This is a genomic window from Fibrivirga algicola (genome assembly GCF_011742925.1).
GTDB classification, from domain to species: domain Bacteria; phylum Bacteroidota; class Bacteroidia; order Cytophagales; family Spirosomataceae; genus Fibrella; species Fibrella algicola.
This window is the reverse complement of the sequence record NZ_WAEL01000005.1, coordinates 129005-148720: the sequence shown is the minus strand read 5'-3', so window position 1 is coordinate 148720 and position 19716 is coordinate 129005. Positions and strand designations below refer to the sequence as shown.

At 52.0% G+C, this 19716-nt stretch carries 15 protein-coding genes; 9 read left to right on the top strand and 6 right to left on the bottom strand.

Translation table 11 applies throughout. From position 1 onward, the window contains the following. Nucleotides 1-102 precede the first annotated feature (102 nt). On the top strand, nt 103-855 hold the full coding sequence (locus tag F7231_RS14730) for a succinate dehydrogenase/fumarate reductase iron-sulfur subunit (protein ID WP_085411477.1): 753 nt from the start codon (nt 103-105) through the stop codon (nt 853-855). A 94-nt stretch (nt 856-949) separates the two neighbouring features. Here the strand turns inward: F7231_RS14730 and F7231_RS14725 are convergent, their stop codons facing one another. Further along, nucleotides 950-2368: a carbohydrate porin gene (locus tag F7231_RS14725; protein ID WP_166692448.1), complete on the bottom strand. Its 1419-nt coding sequence runs from the start codon at nt 2366-2368 to the stop codon at nt 950-952. A gap of 218 nt (nt 2369-2586) precedes the next feature. Here F7231_RS14725 and F7231_RS14720 point away from each other — a divergent pair, with 218 nt between their 5' ends. The 4 genes from F7231_RS14720 (at nt 2587) to F7231_RS14705 (ending at nt 9174) form a co-directional block, all read left to right on the top strand. After that, the gene (locus F7231_RS14720) at nt 2587-3936 is read left to right on the top strand and encodes a TolC family protein (RefSeq protein ID WP_166692447.1); all 1350 of its coding nucleotides are present in this window, start codon (nt 2587-2589) and stop codon (nt 3934-3936) included. Nucleotides 3937-4075: 139 nt separating this feature from the next. After that, nucleotides 4076-5182 carry an efflux RND transporter periplasmic adaptor subunit gene (locus tag F7231_RS14715; protein WP_085411480.1) on the top strand — a complete coding sequence of 369 codons (1107 nt, stop codon included), beginning with the start codon at nt 4076-4078 and terminating at the stop codon, nt 5180-5182. A gap of 43 nt (nt 5183-5225) precedes the next feature. Then, nucleotides 5226-8357 (top strand): efflux RND transporter permease subunit, encoded by a 3132-nt coding sequence (locus F7231_RS14710; RefSeq protein ID WP_085411481.1) that lies wholly within the window; start codon nt 5226-5228, stop codon nt 8355-8357. A 292-nt stretch (nt 8358-8649) separates the two neighbouring features. Further along, entirely contained in the window at nt 8650-9174 is a 525-nt protein-coding gene (locus tag F7231_RS14705) for a low affinity iron permease family protein (protein ID WP_157510560.1), read from the top strand. A 16-nt stretch (nt 9175-9190) separates the two neighbouring features. On the opposite strand, the gene F7231_RS14700 is transcribed toward F7231_RS14705, so the two are convergent. Continuing rightward, entirely contained in the window at nt 9191-9385 is a 195-nt protein-coding gene (locus F7231_RS14700) for a hypothetical protein (RefSeq protein ID WP_085411483.1), read from the bottom strand. A 126-nt stretch (nt 9386-9511) separates the two neighbouring features. Further along, nucleotides 9512-9961 (bottom strand): cold-shock protein, encoded by a 450-nt coding sequence (locus F7231_RS14695; protein ID WP_085411484.1) that lies wholly within the window; start codon nt 9959-9961, stop codon nt 9512-9514. Between the two features lie 414 nt (nt 9962-10375). Between F7231_RS14695 and F7231_RS14690 the strand changes: the two genes are divergently transcribed. Continuing rightward, the gene (locus tag F7231_RS14690; protein WP_166692446.1) at nt 10376-11218 is read left to right on the top strand and encodes an endonuclease/exonuclease/phosphatase family protein; all 843 of its coding nucleotides are present in this window, start codon (nt 10376-10378) and stop codon (nt 11216-11218) included. 172 nt (nt 11219-11390) lie between these two features. On the opposite strand, the gene F7231_RS14685 is transcribed toward F7231_RS14690, so the two are convergent. Together F7231_RS14685 and F7231_RS14680 are read right to left on the bottom strand one after the other, a co-directional pair. Further along, the gene (locus tag F7231_RS14685; RefSeq protein ID WP_166692445.1) at nt 11391-11576 is read right to left on the bottom strand and encodes a hypothetical protein; all 186 of its coding nucleotides are present in this window, start codon (nt 11574-11576) and stop codon (nt 11391-11393) included. Nucleotides 11577-11667: 91 nt separating this feature from the next. After that, a complete protein-coding gene (locus F7231_RS14680; protein WP_085415025.1) occupies nt 11668-14136 on the bottom strand; it encodes a ribonucleoside-diphosphate reductase subunit alpha in 2469 nt (822 codons plus the stop codon). A 594-nt stretch (nt 14137-14730) separates the two neighbouring features. Between F7231_RS14680 and F7231_RS14675 the strand changes: the two genes are divergently transcribed. The 3 genes from F7231_RS14675 (at nt 14731) to F7231_RS14665 (ending at nt 16759) form a co-directional block, all read left to right on the top strand. Continuing rightward, nucleotides 14731-14970, top strand: a complete 240-nt coding sequence (locus tag F7231_RS14675) for a type B 50S ribosomal protein L31 (protein WP_085411487.1) — start codon at nt 14731-14733, stop codon at nt 14968-14970. Nucleotides 14971-15203: 233 nt separating this feature from the next. Further along, complete coding sequence (locus F7231_RS14670; RefSeq protein WP_166692444.1) at nt 15204-15950, top strand: FkbM family methyltransferase; 747 nt, start codon at nt 15204-15206, stop codon at nt 15948-15950. A gap of 65 nt (nt 15951-16015) precedes the next feature. Then, on the top strand, nt 16016-16759 hold the full coding sequence (locus F7231_RS14665; RefSeq protein WP_166692443.1) for a hypothetical protein: 744 nt from the start codon (nt 16016-16018) through the stop codon (nt 16757-16759). 71 nt (nt 16760-16830) lie between these two features. On the opposite strand, the gene F7231_RS14660 is transcribed toward F7231_RS14665, so the two are convergent. Then, a complete protein-coding gene (locus tag F7231_RS14660) occupies nt 16831-19482 on the bottom strand; it encodes a valine--tRNA ligase (protein ID WP_166692442.1) in 2652 nt (883 codons plus the stop codon). Between the last annotated feature and the right edge of the window lie 234 nt (nt 19483-19716).

Below are 19716 nucleotides of genomic sequence, written 5' to 3'. Positions count from 1 at the left end.
GTACAGAGCGCCAAGTCTGGAAAGTCGTTTTAGTATGAAAAAGTCTTCAACTGAAACTGGCTTTCCAGACTTGGAACACGGCACTTTTTTCGACTATACATCATGAAAGTTAACCTCAAAGTCTGGAGACAGCGCAACGGGAACGCACAGGGCAAACTCGTTGACTATCAACTCGACAACATATCACCTGATATGTCTTTTCTGGAAATGATCGACGTGCTGAACGGCGAGTTGACCATGAAAGGCGAAGAAATTATTGCCTTCGACCACGACTGCCGCGAGGGTATCTGCGGTATGTGCTCGATGTACATCAACGGCCGGGCGCATGGTCCGCAAACGGGGGCTACTACCTGCCAGCTGCACATGCGTTCGTTCAGCGATGGTGACACCATCGTGGTTGAACCTTGGCGGGCCCGGGCATTCCCCGTTATCAAAGACGTAATGGTCGACCGTTCGGCGTTCGACCGGATCGTGCAGGCGGGTGGGTACGTATCGGTCAACACCGGTTCGGCCCGCGATGCCAACGAAACGTTGATTCCCCGCCCCGTTGCTGATGAGGCGATGGATGCCGCTCAGTGCATTGGTTGCGGTGCCTGCGTAGCAGCCTGCAAAAATGCATCGGCTATGCTGTTCGTAGCGGCTAAGGTGTCTCACCTGGCCGTATTGCCACAAGGTAAAGCCGAAGCCAGCCTACGTGCCGAACGCATGGTAGCGCAGATGGACGCTGAAGGATTTGGAGCCTGTTCGTTTACCGGCGCCTGCTCAGTTGAATGTCCGAAAGAGATTTCGCTCGATCACATTGCCCGCCTGAACCGCGAGTACCTGGGTGCCAAAATCACATCAGAAGCGATTTAGAATTCGATCGGTTTTCACGATCAGAAATGCCCAACCAGCAACGGTTGGGCATTTTTTATATATAGCTGAACGTCTGTACCGCTACACACCTCCGCTAAAACTCGACATGGGTACGTAGTGAGAAGACATTGACCGGGCCACGATCACCGTTATAAGCCGGGTTACCAATGCGTTGGTAATCGGCGGTCAGGAAAAGCGCACGCGTAAGACGGGTTTTATAGAATGCTTCCAGAATCTGCTCTGTCTTGTAATTTGGCAGCCGCCCATCACCGATCATGAATCCGGTACCGCCAGCGTTCAGAAACGCAGCGTGGTCGGGTGAAAGACCATTCATCACACCGGCCAGGCCAATGGCATCTTCCGGCCGCCCCCAGTGGGCTCCGGCCATAAACAGCCCAACCGAGACACTGCGGTCAATCTCGGTGAATGCCCACGTAGCTGTTTTGCCATCGTTCCAGCTAGCCCGGGCGAATAGACCGCTATTGCGGGCAAAAGGCTGCTCCAGACTTACGCCAAAGCCATATTTAATACCGCCATATTGTTCACCATGCAGAACAAAAGGCCGGTCCGGATTGTCAGTACCGCTTAACACGCGTTGCGTTGCCAACTGGTAGGTCGGTGCTTTCGATGCGTTGCGGAAAGCCAATAACCGGACGGTACCCGGCCGGGTAAGCACCCGGTAGCGGCTTTCCAACTCAACCGTCAACCCACCCGATTGATTAATGGTCCAGTCAAGCACATTGCCATTGGCGGTGCGGGGCATCAGGTTATAAGCAATTCTGAGTTCGTAGGCTGGCCGCACATATTCGAGCGCCAGTCCCCAGGTGTAGCCGCGTGTGTTGGCGGGGTAATCCCAGGCCCCGTAGCTCATCAGTGACCAGTTGAAAAACTGCGTTCTGGGATCGTGCGAGAAGCTGTTGTTGTCGAAAATATCGGCTACCGAGAACTTACCGGCCGTAATAACCACTCGTGAGTCGGGGCGGCGTTGCTTTACATGGTTCGCCTCCGATTGGATTTCTTCTGGTTGCGCGCCGCCCAGCGCAAATACCTGTTCCACATAAAAACGCGCAATGTATACAGCCGGCTTCGGGCTCCCGATCCGGAAGCTCTCGCCGTTGGGGAAACCAGCAATTCCCACCGCCGGACTATACAAGTCTTCGTTATAAGGCTCCAGTGGGTCGCGCCGCCCAATGCCTAACCCACCCGCGATTTCAGGATTTAAATAAACGGCTCCGCCTTTCCACAACTTACGGCCTACAAACAACGTCGTAGTAACAGACAGAGCAGTATCAGGCAAAGCACTCAGCGTATTACGCCCCACGTACCCAGCTCCAGTAAAGCCGGTATGCCCCTGCGCAATGGTGGTAAACTGGTAGTGTAAACTCCAGGCCTGCGAGGAGTCGAGGTAATTGTTATTGTTGTCTTTCTGAGCGTATACATCGGGGCTTACGCTACCAAGTAGCAGAACGGCAAATAAGCATATATAGCGGCAAACGGTAGGGGTGCTGTGCATGAATAAACTAAGTAAAAGTCAGTGCGCTGAAGGTATTGGCCTTAGATTAAAGAGGGGTGAACGAACCGTTAAAACGGTCTAAACGAAATCCTCATTTTGTTTAAGAAGCTCTTAACGCCCGTTTAACGACACATTAACGAGGTGGCAGCTACTTGCAGCCGCAGTCAGGGCATAACTCGTGCGCTGTCTGTCGCACACATCATAGACTAGTAATTTTTATGAATCGCTTGGTTGGAGTTCGTATAAGCAATTGGAAGTACTCATTGCTGGCACTACTCCTTTTCTCCTCGTTGTCTGGGCGCACACAGCCACAGGCACCTACTACCCCTATCAGTCCGTCTGTTACCGACACACTTCGCATTAGTCTGCCCGATCTGGAGCAGCAGGTACTAGCCCGTAACTATCAGTTGCTGGCACAAAAGTATCAGATCGATATTGCGGGTGCGGCGATTACCCAGGCCGGTTTGCGCCCCAACCCAAACCTCTGGTTTCAGACCAACCTCTACAACCCTAACACGGGTAAGGTGTTGCCGCTCGGAACGCCCTCGCAGGCCGACTTGCAACAGCAAACCTTCAATAGTGGTTATTTTGCGCTACAGCTACAGCAGGTAATCACACTGGCGGGCAAACGCTCAAAGTTGGTGGCACTGGCCGAAAGCAACCGGACATTATCGCAGATTGCCTTTCGCGATGTGCTGCGGTCGCTGCGTTATCAGCTATATACCACCTACGCCAACCTGTATTTCGACTTGCAGGCGCTGAGACTCTTTCAGGATGAGCTGTCCCGGCAGCAGCGACTGGTCGAGTCTACACGGATTGCCTTGCAGACCGGAGGGGCAGCTCAGTATGAAGTGACCCGGCTGGATGTTGCTAACCGGGATTTGCAGGCCAACATTGCCAACTACAAGAACCAGATCGCCGATGAACAGGCAACACTGCGCATTTTACTCCGGCAGGCCAGCCCGACCTTTATTTTTCCCACCTCATTACCCCTCCAAACCACGCCGCCACCGGCCCTGACCGTCGCCCTTGATTCGGCCTTGACCAACCGCCCCGACCTGGCCCTGACTCAGGAGCAGATTGCCAACGCCCAGCGGAGCCTGAGCCTCGAACGTGCCCGCCGTACCCCCGACCTGACAACCGGGTTACTCTATGAACGCTACGGTAATGCCTATACCAATTTCATTGGGCTACAGGCTAGCATAGACCTGCCTGTTCGGAACCGCAATCAGGGGGCTATTCGCGCGGCCGAGCTAACCGCCAAGAGCGCTGGGGCAGGCCTCGAAAATGCGCAGGCCATTGTGCAAAGTGATGTACTAACCACTTATGACGTGCTGAACGCCTATTACGAACAGGTAAATAGCCGGCCATCCGGTTACCTCGATCGCATTCAGAACATCGGCGTTGAAGCGTCGAAGGCGTATAACGCCCGTACTATCGGGCTTCTCGACTATCTCGACAAGATACGTACCTATCAACAGGCGCAGCTCAACCACATCAACCTGCTCAATAACGTCTTCCAGAGCCAGCAACAGCTCGATTTCGTCACAAATACAAAATTCTTCTAAACTCCTCATCTCCAACCTCTCCCCTAACGTGGAAGAGGGGAACTGCTTTGGCATAGCCCTGCTGGATAGTGGAGCTGCCGTAGAGCAACGCCCCTCTCCCGCACTGGTAGAGAGATTGGGAGTAAGGGTAAACACTACCATGAAAGCAATCCACGCAATTCTCCCTTTCCTTGCCGTTTGCCTGTTGGCTGCCTGCGGGAACAAAGAGTCAACCGCCAGCAACGTACCTACGTCCGATGCCGACTCAACAGCCAGCTACCTCACCGACTCGGTGCGGCGCATGAATCCCGAAAACGAACTGGTCCTTAACGGCACCGTCACCTTTGATCAGGATAACGTGGTCCGTGTGTTTCCGCTTGTCTCGGGCAACGTCGAAAAGGCCAATGTGACCCTAGGTGTTTATGTAAAGAAGGGCCAGGACCTGGCCGTGATCCGCTCGGGCGACATCTCTAATTATGTCAATAATTATCAGGCCGATAAAGCAGACCTTGAAGTGGCGCAACAGGCGGTCAAGAATACTGAAGCCCAATATAAAGCGGGATTCGCCTCGCAAACCGATATGCTTACGGCGCGCAATAATCTGAAAAAAGCGCAGGAAGAACTAGGCCGGTCAACGAACGTACTACGGGTATACGGCGGCGCGAACGCTAACACCGGGCAACCTTACTTCACAGTGAAAGCACCGATTTCGGGCTATATCGTCGAGAAAAATGTGAACACAGGCCAGGACCTTCGCTCCGATAACCAGAGCCCGCTCTACACCATTTCAAGCCTGCAGCGTATCTGGGTCATGGCGAACGTGTACGAGCAGGACATCCCGCAGATCAGGCAGGGCGAAGCGGTCGATGTTCAACTCCTGGCCTACCCCGACCGTACCTTCCGCGGTCATGTAGATAATATCAGCAACGTGCTCGACGAGCAGGCCCGGGTGTTGAAAGTGCGGATTGTACTCGATAACAAAGAGGGTTTGCTTAAGCCCGACATGTTCGCAACTATCCATGTGCATGTAGGCAACAATGGCGGCGGCACAGTTGGCAATGCACTCGCCGTACCACAAAAAGCCGTCGTTTTCGACCGCGATCATTACTATGTGGTCGTACAGACGGGTAAAGATAAGTATGCCGTCAGGGAGGTGAAAGTTGAGAAGAACACCACCCGCTACGCCTTTGTCGAGGGGAATATCCGACCCGGCGATACCGTCGTTACGGAAGGCAGCTTGCTGTTATACAATGATTTAACAGACTAGATATAGCAACCGGACCAGAGCGAACCGGTCGCTCCATAATACCATGAACAAGTTCATTCGCAGTATAATCACGTTTGCCCTCACGAACCGGTTCGCCGTGTTCTTCGGCATCCTGCTCATCATTGTGGGCGGCGTGGTCTCTTTTATGGATACGCCCGTTGAGACGTTTCCTGATGTAACAAATACCAACACCATTGTCATCACGCAATGGCCGGGTCGGTCAGCCGAGGAGGTGGAACGCTACGTGACCATTCCGCTGGAGACAGAATTGAATTCAGTACCCAAGAAAACTACGCTCCGGTCAGTATCGCTGTTTGGCCTGTCGGTAGTCACGATGATCTTCGACGATGGGGTGGATAACTTCACGGCGCAGACCAACGTAGCCAATCGCATCGCCGGCGTTGATTTGCCCGAAGGTGTACAGGCCGAAATTCAGCCACCTTACGGCCCTACCGGCGAGATTTACCGCTTCACGCTGGAAAGCAAAACGAAAGACATCACCGAGCTGAAATCCATTCAGGACTGGGTGATTGAGCGGCAGATCAAATCAGTGCCGGGTATTGCCGACGTGGTGAGCTTTGGGGGCAAGGTAAAAACGATCGAGGTAAGCCTGAACCCGACGCTACTGGCGAACTACGGCTTCACGGCTGTCGACGTAGATCAGGCCATTCACCAGAGCAACGTCAACGTGGGCGGCGACGTCATTAAGCAGGGCAACCAGGCCCTGGTTGTGCGGGGTATTGGTCTGCTGACCAAGCCCGAAGACGTGGCCGGTATCATCATCGACAATGTGAACGGTGCGCCTGTCCGGGTACGTGATGTGGCTACCGTCCGCGAATCGTTCCAGCCCCGGCTCGGTATCGTGGGGCGCGACAAGAAAGACGACGTAGTGGAGTGTATCGTGGTGATGCGGAAAGGCGAGAACCCCAACGAGGTAATCCCCGCTCTGAAAGCAAAGATTGACGAGTTGAACAACCAGATCCTGCCTAAAGACGTCAAGATCAAGACGTTCTACGACCGCACGACGCTGAACAACTACACCATGCACACGGTGGGCGAGAACGTATTCCTGGGTATTTTCCTGGTGACGGTAATTCTCCTACTCTTCCTGGCCGACTGGCGCACGACGCTGATGGTGGCCATCGTAATTCCGCTGTCGCTGCTGTTTGCGTTCATCTGCCTGCGCTTGCGCGGCATGACGGTTAACTTGCTCAGCATAGGTGCCCTCGACTTCGGTATTATCATCGATGGCGCCGTGATTATGGTGGAAGGACTATTTGTAATGCTGGCCCACCGCGCCGATCAGTTGGGTATGATGCAGTTTAACAAACGCGCCAAACTAAGCTGGATCGCCTCCTCGGCAACGGAGGTAGGTAAGTCGATCTTCACGGCTAAGATCATCATCATTACGGCCCTGCTGCCCATTTTCGCCTTCCAGAAAGTAGAGGGTAAACTGTTTAGCCCGCTGGCCTGGACAATCGGTTTTGCCCTGCTTGGTGCCCTGATCGTTAGCCTCACGCTGATTCCGCTGCTTTGTTCGCTGCTGCTGAAAAAGAACGTCCGCGAACGGCACAACCCCATCGTACAGGGGATCGAGAAGGGCTACGTACCTGCGCTGGATTGGGCCATTCAGAAACCCAAAGCCATCATTGGCATTGCCCTCGCCGCACTGGCTATCTCGGGCTACATCTTTGCCGCGCGCGTGGGTTCCGAATTCTTACCTGGCCTTAATGAAGGATCGATCTACGTGCGGGCCAGCCTGCCCTACTCGGTATCGCTCGACGAGAGTTACGCCTACACACGCAAGTTCCGGGCTATTTTCAAGGAATTTCCTGAGGTGCGTGGCGTGATCTCGCAAACCGGCCGGCCCAACGATGGTACTGACCCAACCGGTTTTTTCAACAACGAATTCTTCGTGGATCTGTACCCCAAAGAAGAATGGACGCGCGGCCTGACCAAAGACCAGATCATTGAGCAGATGCGGCAAAAACTGGCCCGTTTCAAGGGTGTCACATTCGGCTTCTCGCAACCCATTTCCGACAACGTGGAAGAGGCCGTATCGGGCGTGAAAGGGTCAATGGCGATCAAGATCATTGGCCAGGACCTGAACGTGCTCGATAAAGAAGCCACGCGGGTGCTCAACGTAATGAAGAAAGTCCGGGGTGTCGAAGACCTGGGTGTTTTCCGGAATCTTGGGCAGCCCGAATTCCGGATCACGCTCGATCCGCAGAAGCTGGCGCTTTATAACGTACCTACCGATGTGGCACAGTCGGTCATCGAGACAGCCATTGGTGGTAAAACCGTGACGCAGTACTTCGAAGGCGAACGCCGCTACGACATCAAAGTGCGGTACGATGAACGCTTCCGGTATTCGCCCGAACTGATTGAAAACCTGCTGGTGCCAACTCGCTCAGGTGCTAAAGTACCCTTGAAAGAGATTTCAGAGATCAGCACTAAGTCGGGACCTGCGTTTGTCTATCGTGAGAATAGTGCCCGGTTCATTGCCATCAAGTTCTCGGTACGCGGTCGCGATCTGGGCAGCACAATTGCCGAGGCACAAAAAACAGTGGGTGACCAGGTAAAGCTACCCGATGGCTACCGCATGCGCTGGGCGGGTGAATTTGAGAACCAGACCCGTGCTCAACGCACGCTGATGGTGGTAGTCCCCATTTCGATCACTGTCATTTTCCTGATCCTGCTATTTACCTTCGGCAGTGCGCTCGACGCCACGCTGGTAATCCTGAACGTACCTTTCGCCCTGATTGGCGGCTTCCTGGCGCTCTGGCTGACCGGCATTAACTTCAGCATCTCGGCGGGGGTTGGCTTTATCTGTCTCTTTGGCGTGTCGGTACTAAACGGCGTGATCCTGATCAACCGGTTCAAGGAAAACCAGCACCGAAAGATGCCTATTCTGGAGGCTGTCCGCGAAGGTGCTATTGCCCTGGTCCGACCCATCATGATGACTGCCCTCATGGCGTCACTTGGCTTGTTACCCGCAGCGTTGTCGACGGGGATTGGCTCAGAAACGCAGAAACCACTGGCTACCGTGATGATCGGCGGCTTCATTACCAGCACTATTCTGTCGCTGCTGATCCTGCCCGTCATTTACGGCCTGATCTACACCCGTCAGGACCGGAGAAAGCAGGCTAAACGCGTGCAGCCGGTTACAGCCTGAGTAATGTGATCTGTCCTGTACGCCAGTAGCGTATAGCTTAAATTAACTGTAAAATTCCGGTGTTCCGGAGTGACTTGTTATTGATAAGTCACCCCGGAACACCGGAATTTTGCGTATTGCAAACCGCGCGTCAGCGTAAACTGGCGCGAATTATCCCTATAAATAGCAGACGCTCCTTTTAAGTAGTTTTTAACGGCCCACGCTTACCGAGGTAGGCCGTATTTAGTGTTGTATAACCAACAACCATTTCACGCGAAATTTCATGAACCAGGAGCAACCCTTTTCTGAACGCATGGCTGAACGCTTCGAGCGATTCGCCTTATACATAACCCGTGTTACAGGCAGTTCAACCGCTTTTTTGCTGGCCTTTGCCGTTATCATCATCTGGGCTGCTACCGGACCTTTCTTTCGTTACTCAGAAACCTGGCAGTTAGTCATTAATACCGGCACAACCATTATCACCTTCCTGATGGTATTTGTGATCCAAAAAGCACAAAACAAGGAGTCGATGGCCGTGCAACTGAAACTCAACGAATTAATTGCCGCGACGAAAGGGGCTAGTAACCGGCTCGTATCGGTTGAAGAACTATCGGAGCAGGAGTTGGAAGTCCTCCGCGAGCATTACCACACCCTGGCTGAACTGACCCGAACTGCCAGTGATTTGCGCAAAACCCACTCGGTAGAAGAGGCGATCCGCGACGCCCAGCGGAAGTTGGACGAGGAGGAGGCAGGCAACGAAAAGCTACCCATCAATGGGCATAAACAGCACGAGGCATCTGCTGACTCCAAAAAGTCGGCAGATGCCTCGCATAAGTAACGTACCTGACTAGAGGTTATGAAGCTGAGCTATTGCGCTTCCGCTTAATCGACGTCCGGGCGGCAACTTCGGCCTGAAATTTGATCTTCAACTGACGATCAAGTTCCTTATCCCGTGGAACGTAGATGCTGGTTTTTCCGTCCGAGAATTTGAGCATCCAGTAGACGTTGTCGGTAGTAGGCGGAATGGATGTATAAACTGGCTTGCTCATGATTCGTATGATAAAATGAATATGGGTGACTGTAAGGTCACCCTGTCTGATTAGTCAACGTATTTTTGCGCGAATCTTGTCGACCGGGCGCATGCGGTCTGCTGCTGACTAGCTCAACGAGCTACCTTAGGCTACTTGCTTCCTGACCTCAACGGCATTCGGACCCTTGGGGGTCTTCGTGATTTCGAAGGTCACTTTATCCTGTTCCGTGATGGCATCGATGAGGCCGTTCATGTGAACAAAAATGCTTTCCTGGCTTTGCTGATCCCGAATAAAGCCGTAGCCTTTCGAGGAATTAAAGAAGGTAACGATACCCTTCCTGACTAAATCTTCGGGGGCTGCATCTTCCTGCTTTGACACACCAATCTGGATGTCTGCCTGGTCAATGACCCGCCGCTTTTTATTAGGGTCTGGCGGCGTCGAGGTAATGTTTCCATTCTCGTCAACGTAGGCCATCATGTCATCAAGGCCTAGACCTTTTTGTGCACTGGCTTTGCGCTCTTCCCGCTTTTCTTCTTTATCCTTTCTCTTCTTCTGTCTTGCTTTTTCTTTTTCTTTCTTGCTAAATGTCTCCATTCATGATTGGTATTAAGTGAGAGAACCCGCGCGTATGCGCTGGAATTGGTATCCAGAGAGGTAGGTAAACGCCTAAACGGGCCACCAATCCGTGCGGGTATACTATAACCCACCGTATAGGCAACTGTAAACCACACAAATAAGTTGTACTTTTTAAATATTATTAACCCTTTTTGGCCCATTTGATATAAAACAGGTTTGAAACGTTATTTTCAGCCCTATTTTATGCGCCCATTTCCTGAGGCGGCCATCACTAATCTGTCTCCCTGCACCGCGGCATGGAATTGTAACCTACCGCGATGCTACCCTGTAGCTGTCTATTGGTATACATCAACGCCAGACCACACGCGCCTTATCTGGCAACGTACCCAGTTCCAATAGTTAGCTCTGGCGACTTCCCTCCTTTCGCATACTATGAGACTAATCGTATTACTGTGTCTGTGCAGCCTGCTGGTTGTACACTCAACGTTTGCCCAAAAAAAAGACCCCCTCACGGTCGCGTCCTATAACCTTCGGTACAATACGGCCGGCGATGGTATAAATGCCTGGCCTAACCGAAAAGAGATGGTAAAAGCGCTGATTCGCTACCACGATTTTGACCTGTTTGGCGTACAGGAAGCCCTGCGTGGGCAGTTGGTCGATCTGGCAGAAATGAACGAGTTCACCTTTTTGGGTAAAGGCCGCGACGATGGAAAGGAGGCTGGTGAACATTCGGCCATCTTCTACAAAAAAGACCGCTTCGACGTGCTCAAATCAGGTGATTTCTGGCTGAGCGAAACGCCCGGCGTACCTGGCAAAGGTTGGGATGCGACCTGCTGCAACCGAATCTGCTCGTGGGCACAATTCAAGGACAAGGCTACCAAAAAGACGTTTTACTTTTTCAGCGTCCACTTCGACCATCAGGGCGTAGTAGCCCGCCGCGAGTCGGGTAAACTGATGGTACAGAAAATGAAGGAGATCGCCGGAAACGACCTGACCATCTGTGTCGGCGACCTGAACTCAACCCCCGACACCGAGCAGGTAAAGACTATTCAGACATTACTAAACGATTCCTACCAGGTAACCGCCATGCCACCCTACGGCCCCGTAGGTACGTTCAACGGCTTCAAATTCGAAGCACCGTTGAAAGATCGCATCGACTACGTGTTCGTTAGCAAGCCCATCAAGGTCCTCTCCTACGCCGTTCTCACCGACGCCAAAGACCAACGATACCCCTCCGACCACCAACCCGTTGTGGTGAAGTTGACGATGAAGTAGCAGGCAATGATATAAAGTAGAATTCAGGAGCACTCAGTGTCCCAATGGGGCAGCCAGTTACAGATCAATTAATCTAACCCTGCTAAACGGTTATAAAGAGAACGCCCACCCGGTCTAAACTGGGTGGGCGTTCTCTTTATAACCGTTTAGCAGATCGTATATCGATAGTTTCTCAACCTCGGAAGGGCTTCGGCGCAGCTATATCCTTGGGCAATCCGTACTTGCGAATTTGCTCCTTAGCCAGTTCATTCTTCTCCGGAAAAAGAACACGGCCTCCAAAAATGCGACCTAGTTCAGGATTTTCCGTTACCACAACGTCCTTCAAACTGATCTTTTTCTGTTCTGTTGAAGCTTTCATAAGCGAAATATACGGCTTTACCGTTTACTAACGCTCCCGGCCATGTCAGACACAGCCGGGAGCTATAAATAGCTGATATTCAGCCTTAAAATCAAGATCCGCACATTTCGCAATCGTCTTTGTTGTCGATTGAGCAGATCATGGCGGCGTAGGCTTGTTCGGCTTCGCTGACCTGCTGTGGGTTTTGCGCCGCGTGCTCTTTGGCGTACCCTACGTAATCGAGCGGAACTTCAACAGGAGCGGTTTCGGCCATGGCTGGCTCGAGTTGTGGCTCGGCTTGTGGCTGCACCACGGTGAACTTCACAGCATCGGTGGCGGCTTTCGTACGCAGGTAATACATGCCCGTTTTCAGGCCAGCACGCCAGGCGTAGAAGTGCATCGACGTCAGTTTACCGAAATTGGCATCCTGAATATGGATGTTCAGCGACTGCGACTGACAAATGTACGCGCCCCGGTCGGCGGCCATGTCGATGATATGCTTCTGCTTGATCTCCCAAACCGTTTTGTAGAGGTCTTTCAGGTGTTGCGGAATATTCGGAATGTCCTGCACCGACCCATTGGCGATGATCAGGTTGTTCTTCATGCTCTCGTTCCACAGGCCCAGCTTCACCAGGTCACGCAGCAGGTGCTTGTTCACCACTACGAACTCGCCCGACAATACGCGGCGGGTGTAGATGTTACTCGTATACGGCTCGAAACACTCATTATTACCCAGAATCTGGCTTGTCGACGCCGTTGGCATCGGAGCCAGCAGCAGCGAGTTCCGTACGCCGTGCTCCATTACTTCGGTGCGCAGTGCGTTCCAGTCCCAACGACCTGATTTCGGGGTTACACCCCACATATCGAACTGGAATTGGCCTTGCGAAATCGGCGAGCCTTTCCAGGTTTCGTACGGACCATGTTGCTTAGCCAGTTCGAGCGAGGCAGTCATAGCCCCGTAATAGATCGTTTCGAAGATATCTTCGTTCAACCGCCGCGCTTCGTCCGATTCGAACGGCATGCGGAGCATGATGAAGGCATCGGCCAGACCCTGCACACCCAGACCGATTGGCCGGTGCCGCATATTCGAGCGACGGGCTTCTTCAACCGGGTAGTAGTTGAGGTCGATGATTTTGTTCAGGTTACGCGTGGCTGTGCGTGTTACCTCATATAGTTTCTGATGGTCGAACCGCAACACGCCGTCGTCACCTTTCAGAATGAACTTGGGCAAGGCAATGCTGGCCAGGTTACACACCGCCACTTCATCGGGCGAGGTGTATTCCATGATCTCGGTGCAGAGGTTACTCGACTTGATAGTGCCAAGGTTTTTCTGATTTGATTTCCGGTTGGCGGCGTCCTTATAGAGCATATAAGGCGTACCGGTTTCCGTCTGGCTTTCCAGCACTTCAAACCATAGGTCCTGTGCTTTCACCGTGCGGCGGGCGCGACCCTCACGCTCGTAGCGTGTGTACAGCGCCTCGAACTCGTCGCCGTAGGCATCAGACAGACCGGGGCACTCGTGTGGGCAGAACAGCGACCAAACGTCGTTGTCTTCTACCCGCTTCATGAACAGATCGGGCGTCCAGAGGGCGTAGAAGAGGTCGCGGGCGCGGTTTTCTTCTTTACCGTGGTTCTTCTTCAGTTGCAGGAAGTCGAAGATATCGGCATGCCAGGGCTCCAGGTAAACGGCAAATGAGCCTTTGCGCTTGCCACCACCCTGATCAACGTACCGGGCAGTGTCGTTGAATACGCGCAGCATCGGCACAATACCATTCGAGGTACCGTTGGTGCCTTTGATATACGTACCTGTAGCCCGCACGTTATGGATGCTCAGACCAATGCCACCCGCCGATTGCGAGATTTTGGCCGTTTGCTTCAACGTATCGTAGATACCTTCGATGCTGTCGTCTTTCATCGTCAGCAGGAAACAGCTACTCATCTGCGGCTTTGGCGTACCGGCGTTGAACAGTGTTGGCGTAGCGTGGGTAAACCACTTTTCGCTCAGCAGGTTGTACGTATCGATAGCCGCGTCGATATCATCCATGTGGATACCAACCGCTACCCGCATGAGCATGTGCTGCGGACGCTCGGCGATACGGCCTTCCATTTTCAGGAGGTACGACTTCTCGAGCGTTTTGTAGCCGAAGTAATCATAACCGTAATCGCGGTCATAAATCACCGTTGAGTCGAGGATGGCGGCGTTCTCCCGAACGATGTCATATACCTCTTTTGAAATCAGCGACGCATTTTCACCCGTTTTGGGATCGATGTAGTTATACAGCCGCTTGATGGTACCCGAGAAAGACTTATTGGTCTCTTTATGCAGATTGGAGATCGCAATGCGTGCCGCCAGAATGGCGTAATCAGGGTGCCGGGTCGTCAACGATGCAGCCGTTTCTGCGGCCAGGTTGTCGAGTTCAGTGGTTTTCACGCCATCATAAAGCCCATTGACCACTTTCATGGCTACTTCAACGGGTTGTACATAGGCCGGGTCAAGGCCATAGCACAATTTTTCAATACGGGCGGTGATCTTGTCGAATTTGACCGACTCCCGATGGCCATCTCGCTTGATTACATACATGGTGTTGCTGGGGTTAGATATGCGTTTTACCGTGATTTTACGATTCATACTGGCTGTGGAAAAGTCAGTAGAAACCTTTCCATAACCGGCTAATCATTTATGATGCAATGTGTTGACAGTTAGATCGATACAGGAACATGTGATGACTAAAAACTGTGTTAAGCCACTGTTAAAGGTAACCCAAAACTGGCCGAAAAATTCGCCCTATCAACAAGTCCTTCGAAAAATGAAACTTGGCTAAATGCTCAACTAATCTGTTGATGACTGACCGTAAACGACTTACATTACTCGATAGGGTAGCACGCCTAAAAAAGGTGCTACTCTGAAAAGTACTATAGCCAGTATACCATAAAAACTACTGACTATACAGGACTAATGGCGAACACAAAGAGCCTTATCCTGACAGACTGATCAAAATAGCCGATTTACAGTCGGAAATCCCAGCACCCTTACCTGTTTTAGGGGATTAATATTAGGGTGTGGTTAATTCACTAATTCGTTACCAGAAGGTGTTGTGTGTCAGCGAAAAAGCCCGTATTTTTGCAATCCTTTTCGGACGGAAACCGAATTTTGGCAGATAATCAGATAGATACAATGAAAAAGGGCATTCACCCAGAGTACCGCGATGTGGTATTCCACGACATGTCGGCCGATTACAAGTTTGTAACTCGCTCAACTGTTCAGACAAAAGACACGATGGAGTTCGAAGGTCAAACGTACCCATTGGTGAAAATCGAAGTTAGCTCACAGTCGCACCCATTCTACACGGGTAAGAATGTACTGCTCGATACCGCTGGTCGTATTGACAAATTCCGTAAGAAATACGGCAAGTAAGCGACTACGCTTCTCAGTATTAAAGCCCCGATTCGTTGCGACGAATCGGGGCTTTATCATTTATAACCTCATCACTTCAGGCAGAGAAACGGTTTTCCATTCGATCGGCTGCTACTTACCTGAAGGACCTTTACCTCACTACTTCGTTGACCGTAAGGTAACTAGTTGGTCCAGGCAGTAACGGAGCTACTTCAGTGTACACCAGGATAAAAAAATTATCGTTGCCTGCCGGTATGGCATCACGATTAACTGGATTACGGAAAACGTTTGGATGGCTCGATGGGCTTCGTATGTACGCACACATCAAAACGAAGCCAAGTGGCCGGTTATCGTCGGGGCGTTATGGCACGACGTTTCACCTGCGGCCCCACACCTCCGACCTGTATACCTTCGATCAGGTATTCATCCAAAATCAGTACAAACTAAATTACCCCTTCGAGCCGCGCACCATCATTGACGCCGGTGCCAACATTGGGCTGTCGGCAGTTTATTTCTCGCACCGTTTTCCCAATGCTCAGATCGTAGCTGTCGAACCTGACAAAGCTAATTTTGCGCAGTTAACCCAAAATTGCGTCGATTACCCGCATATCCAGGCTCACTGCGCGGGTGTATGGTCAACGGATAGTCACCTGACGATCATCAACAGCGATGCCACCAATAACTCCTTTCAGGTTGTTGAAACAACGCCTACAGACCCAGGGGCGATTCCTGCTATTAGCATTGCCAGTATCATGCAGCAGCAAAACTGGCCGATCATCGATTTACTGAAGGTAGACATTGAAGGCTCTGAGAAGGAGATCTTCTCCACTAACTACGAATCATGGCTTCCCCAGGTACGTATGCTGCTTGTAGAGGTACACGATCATATGCAGATGGGCAGTTCGGCAGCAGTTTTCAAGGCCACCAGCCAGTACAACTTCAGCTTCGACATGAAGCACGAAAACCTGATTTTTATCAATCAGGATCTGTTGAACCAGTAAAGTTGGTAAAGTAGGGCTGTACATCTTAGTACACGTTTGTATATCTTGCTGTATACGAATGATCTATGAACCAGCCAGCCGTAGTTACTATACCAACGCCCTGCTCTGAACCCTGGGAGCGGATGACAACCGTGAGCGGCGGCCGGCATTGCGCTGCCTGCCAGAAAACGGTACATGATTTCTCAACCTTCTCAGATCGTGAACTGGCCAACTGGTTAGCTACATACAACGGCGGAGCAGTCTGTGGCCGACTGCGTACCGATCAATTGGAGAGATCTATCCAGCCGGTTCAGATACGTTCGCAACCCAATCACGGTAGCTGGGTACGTTGGGCGGTGGCCCTTGTGCTGGGCTGGCAAACAACAAAAGGGCAAACAGTTCCGACCCAGACAGCAAGTTCACCAACGAGCCTTTCGCCACTGGTAACCAGAAATGTCTTCACGCTTACTGAACCTGTTCTCTTCTATGTCAGGGGAAGGGTGGTAGATGAAGCTGGGATTCCTTACAAATCCGCGACTGTATTGAATGAGCGTAATGGCAAGTTTACCCTCACCGATGAGGGTGGCAACTTTCAGTTATCAATTCATCGAGCCGATCAGGTTAGCGATTCGTTACGAGTATCTATTATGGGAGGAGATGGCGGTAGGATACGCACAACGATCTTGACAACTAAGGAACAGCCCCCCTTGTTACTAACTATGTACCCTGCTGAACCAAGTCGTGTTATTGTTGGCGGTGGCCTGCTAATTACTCGACAAGAGCCACCCAAACGCCGCTCCTTCTGGCAGTTTTTGACTGGAAGACGCTAATATACACCTCATAAAAAATGCCCAACCAGCAACGATTGGGCATTTTTTATGAATTGAATTATATCTTGTTACTACTTATTCAGAAACGCTTGCAATGAGGCAATTTTTGATTCAGCGTCGGCGGCTTTCTGTCGTTCGCGCTCGACTACATCGGCTTTGGCGTTGGCAACGAAACGCTCGTTTGAGAGTTTCTTCAACACCGAATCGCGGAAACCGATCAGGTACGTTAACTCCTGTTGCGCTTTTTCTTTTTCCTGCTCTTCGTCAAGTTGATCGGCCAGGTCGATAAAGAATTCATCGCCTTTGATCAGGAACGAGGTCGCGTTTTCTGGCTTCTCCGATACATACTCGATCGCAGGTACGTTCGCCATTTTCTGAATCAGTCCTTCCAGCGCCTTAAAGCGGTCAGGGGTCTGGGTACGTATCGACAGGGGCAGCTCTGCCTTCGGGGCAATCTGCTTGGCGTTACGGATATTCCGAATGTTGGTCACAATCTCGAACAGCGTATCGAAATCAGCCAGAACAGCTATGTCGATCGACGCGGCTTTCGGGAACGCGGCTGTACACAGGCTTTCGCCGTCTTTACGTTCACGAATATCCTGCCAGATTTCTTCGGTGATGAACGGCATGAACGGATGCGTCAGAGCCATTAACCGCTCGAAGAAGTTGATCGTGGCCAGGTACGTTGCCTCGTCGATAATGCCGCTGTAGTTCCCGTCAGCGTCTTTCTCGGTATAGCTGGTCGGCTTGATCAGTTCGAGATACTGCGAACAGAAATCGTCCCAGATCAGCTTGTAAATGCTCTGAAGGGCATCCGAGATCCGGAACTTGCTGAAATGGTCTTCGATTTCGATCAGCGTTTGGCTCAGTTTAGCTTCGAACCACTGGCTGGGCAAGCTGTCGCCCACGTTGGCAGCGGGAGAAACCGTCCAGCCTTTCACTAACCGGAACGCGTTCCAGATTTTGTTGCAGAAGTTACGGCCCTGTTCGCAGAGTTTTTCGTCGAACAGCAGGTCGTTACCAGCGGCGGCGCTGAAGAGCATACCAGTACGAACACCGTCGGCACCGAACTGGTCGATCAGCACAAGCGGGTCGGGTGAGTTACCAAGCTGCTTCGACATTTTACGGCCCTGCTTGTCGCGGACCATACCTGTGAAATACACGTTCTTGAATGGCCGCTCTCCCCGGTACTCAAAACCCGCCATTGCCATCCGGGCAACCCAGAAGAAAATGATGTCAAAACCCGTAACAAGGTCGTTGGTCGGATAGTAATAATTGATCTCTTCGTTGTCGGGGTGACGGATACCGTCGAATACTGAAATAGGCCACAGCCACGACGAGAACCACGTATCCAGCACGTCGTCGTCCTGGGTCAGGTCGGCTTCGGTCATGGCGAAGAGCAGCCTTTCGTGCTGCACTTTCCGCAGGGCTTCCCGCTTGTTTTTGGCGACAATGACGGTACCATCCTGCATGTAGAACGCCGGAATTCGCTGCCCCCACCACAGTTGGCGACTGATACACCAGTCGTGGGGTTCTTCCATCCACGAGCGGTACATGTTCTTATACTTGGGCGGCACCAGCGCAATATCGTCGGACATGACGGCATCCAGGGCGGGTTTGGCGATGTCCTGCATTTTCAGGAACCACTGCAGCGACAGCTTTGGCTCGATCACGGCGTTGGTCCGTTCCGAGAAACCCACGTTCGACTTATACTCCTCGGTCTTGACCAGATTGCCCGACTCTTCCAGCAGCTTTAAAACCTCTTTCCGAGCCACAAACCGGTCCTTCCCGACCAGAATCTGCGCTTTCTCGTTCAGCGTGCCGTTGTCGTTCAGGATATCGATGACAGGCAAGCGGTGTTTAATGCCCAGTTCGTAGTCGTTGGGGTCGTGTGCGGGGGTCACTTTCAGGCAACCCGTTCCGAAATCCATCGTTACGTATTCGTCGGTGATGATCGGAATGGGCCGGTTGATCAGGGGAATCAGGGCCGACTTTCCGTGCAGGTGAGTGTACCGCTCATCATTCGGGTTTACGCAGATCGCTGAGTCGGCCATGATCGTTTCCGGCCGAACGGTAGCAACCGTTACGTATTCCTTCTCGCCGCCGTCGCTCTGAATTTCATAGCGGATGTAGCTCAGCTTCTGCTGAACCTCTTTCATGTTCACCTCTTCGTCCGACACGGCGGTGAGTCCCTGCGGGTCCCAGTTTACCATGCGAACACCCCGGTAGATCTGCCCTTTGTTGTACAGGTCAACAAAAACGTCGATCACCGATTCGTAGAGGGCGGGGTCCATCGTGAAACGGGTGCGGTCCCAGTCGCAGGAGGCGCCGAGTTTGCGGAGTTGCTGCAGGATGATACCGCCGTACTTTTCCTTCCATTCCCAGGCATAGGCCAGAAACTCGTCGCGGGTCAGGTCTTTCTTGTCGATACCGCGCTCCTTCAGCATGTTCACCACTTTAGTTTCGGTGGCAATACTGGCGTGGTCGGTACCGGGCACCCAGCAGGCATTTTTCCCTTCCATCCGGGCCTTGCGAATCAGCACGTCCTGAATGGTATTGTTAAGCATGTGGCCCATGTGCAACACACCCGTTACGTTGGGTGGCGGAATCACGATGGTGTACGGCTCACGCTCGTCGGGCGTAGAGGTAAACAGTTTATTATCAAGCCAATACTGATACCATTTAGCTTCAATATCGGTGGGTGAATATGTCTTTGCAATCATGCCGTCTGATAGGGCCGGGGCCGCGTTAAGGCCGCAAAAATACGAATTTTATGTGGGTGTACTGGTACAGGGATTAACCGGATCTACACGGATCTTTTCGAGTTGAACGGATTCGTCTGTTACCAATTGAGCACTGTTCCGACCCAGTCAATCGACCAGATCGGCGCATTGTAACCACAAAAAAAGCCGACACAGTAGACCGTGTCGGCTTTTCTATATAACGTACCTGATCGA

Bases quoted from the DNA above. Each gene is read 5' to 3' on its own strand.
- F7231_RS14730 (WP_085411477.1), top strand. From the start codon at position 103: ATGAAAGTTAACCTCAAAGTCTGGAGACAGCGCAACGGGAACGCACAG.
- F7231_RS14725 (WP_166692448.1), bottom strand. From the start codon at position 2,368: ATGCACAGCACCCCTACCGTTTGCCGCTATATATGCTTATTTGCCGTT.
- F7231_RS14720 (WP_166692447.1), top strand. From the start codon at position 2,587: ATGAATCGCTTGGTTGGAGTTCGTATAAGCAATTGGAAGTACTCATTG.
- F7231_RS14715 (WP_085411480.1), top strand. From the start codon at position 4,076: ATGAAAGCAATCCACGCAATTCTCCCTTTCCTTGCCGTTTGCCTGTTG.
- F7231_RS14710 (WP_085411481.1), top strand. From the start codon at position 5,226: ATGAACAAGTTCATTCGCAGTATAATCACGTTTGCCCTCACGAACCGG.
- F7231_RS14705 (WP_157510560.1), top strand. From the start codon at position 8,650: ATGGCTGAACGCTTCGAGCGATTCGCCTTATACATAACCCGTGTTACA.
- F7231_RS14700 (WP_085411483.1), bottom strand. From the start codon at position 9,385: ATGAGCAAGCCAGTTTATACATCCATTCCGCCTACTACCGACAACGTC.
- F7231_RS14695 (WP_085411484.1), bottom strand. From the start codon at position 9,961: ATGGAGACATTTAGCAAGAAAGAAAAAGAAAAAGCAAGACAGAAGAAG.
- F7231_RS14690 (WP_166692446.1), top strand. From the start codon at position 10,376: ATGAGACTAATCGTATTACTGTGTCTGTGCAGCCTGCTGGTTGTACAC.
- F7231_RS14685 (WP_166692445.1), bottom strand. From the start codon at position 11,576: ATGAAAGCTTCAACAGAACAGAAAAAGATCAGTTTGAAGGACGTTGTG.
- F7231_RS14680 (WP_085415025.1), bottom strand. From the start codon at position 14,136: ATGTATGTAATCAAGCGAGATGGCCATCGGGAGTCGGTCAAATTCGAC.
- F7231_RS14675 (WP_085411487.1), top strand. From the start codon at position 14,731: ATGAAAAAGGGCATTCACCCAGAGTACCGCGATGTGGTATTCCACGAC.
- F7231_RS14670 (WP_166692444.1), top strand. From the start codon at position 15,204: ATGGCATCACGATTAACTGGATTACGGAAAACGTTTGGATGGCTCGAT.
- F7231_RS14665 (WP_166692443.1), top strand. From the start codon at position 16,016: ATGAACCAGCCAGCCGTAGTTACTATACCAACGCCCTGCTCTGAACCC.
- F7231_RS14660 (WP_166692442.1), bottom strand. From the start codon at position 19,482: ATGATTGCAAAGACATATTCACCCACCGATATTGAAGCTAAATGGTAT.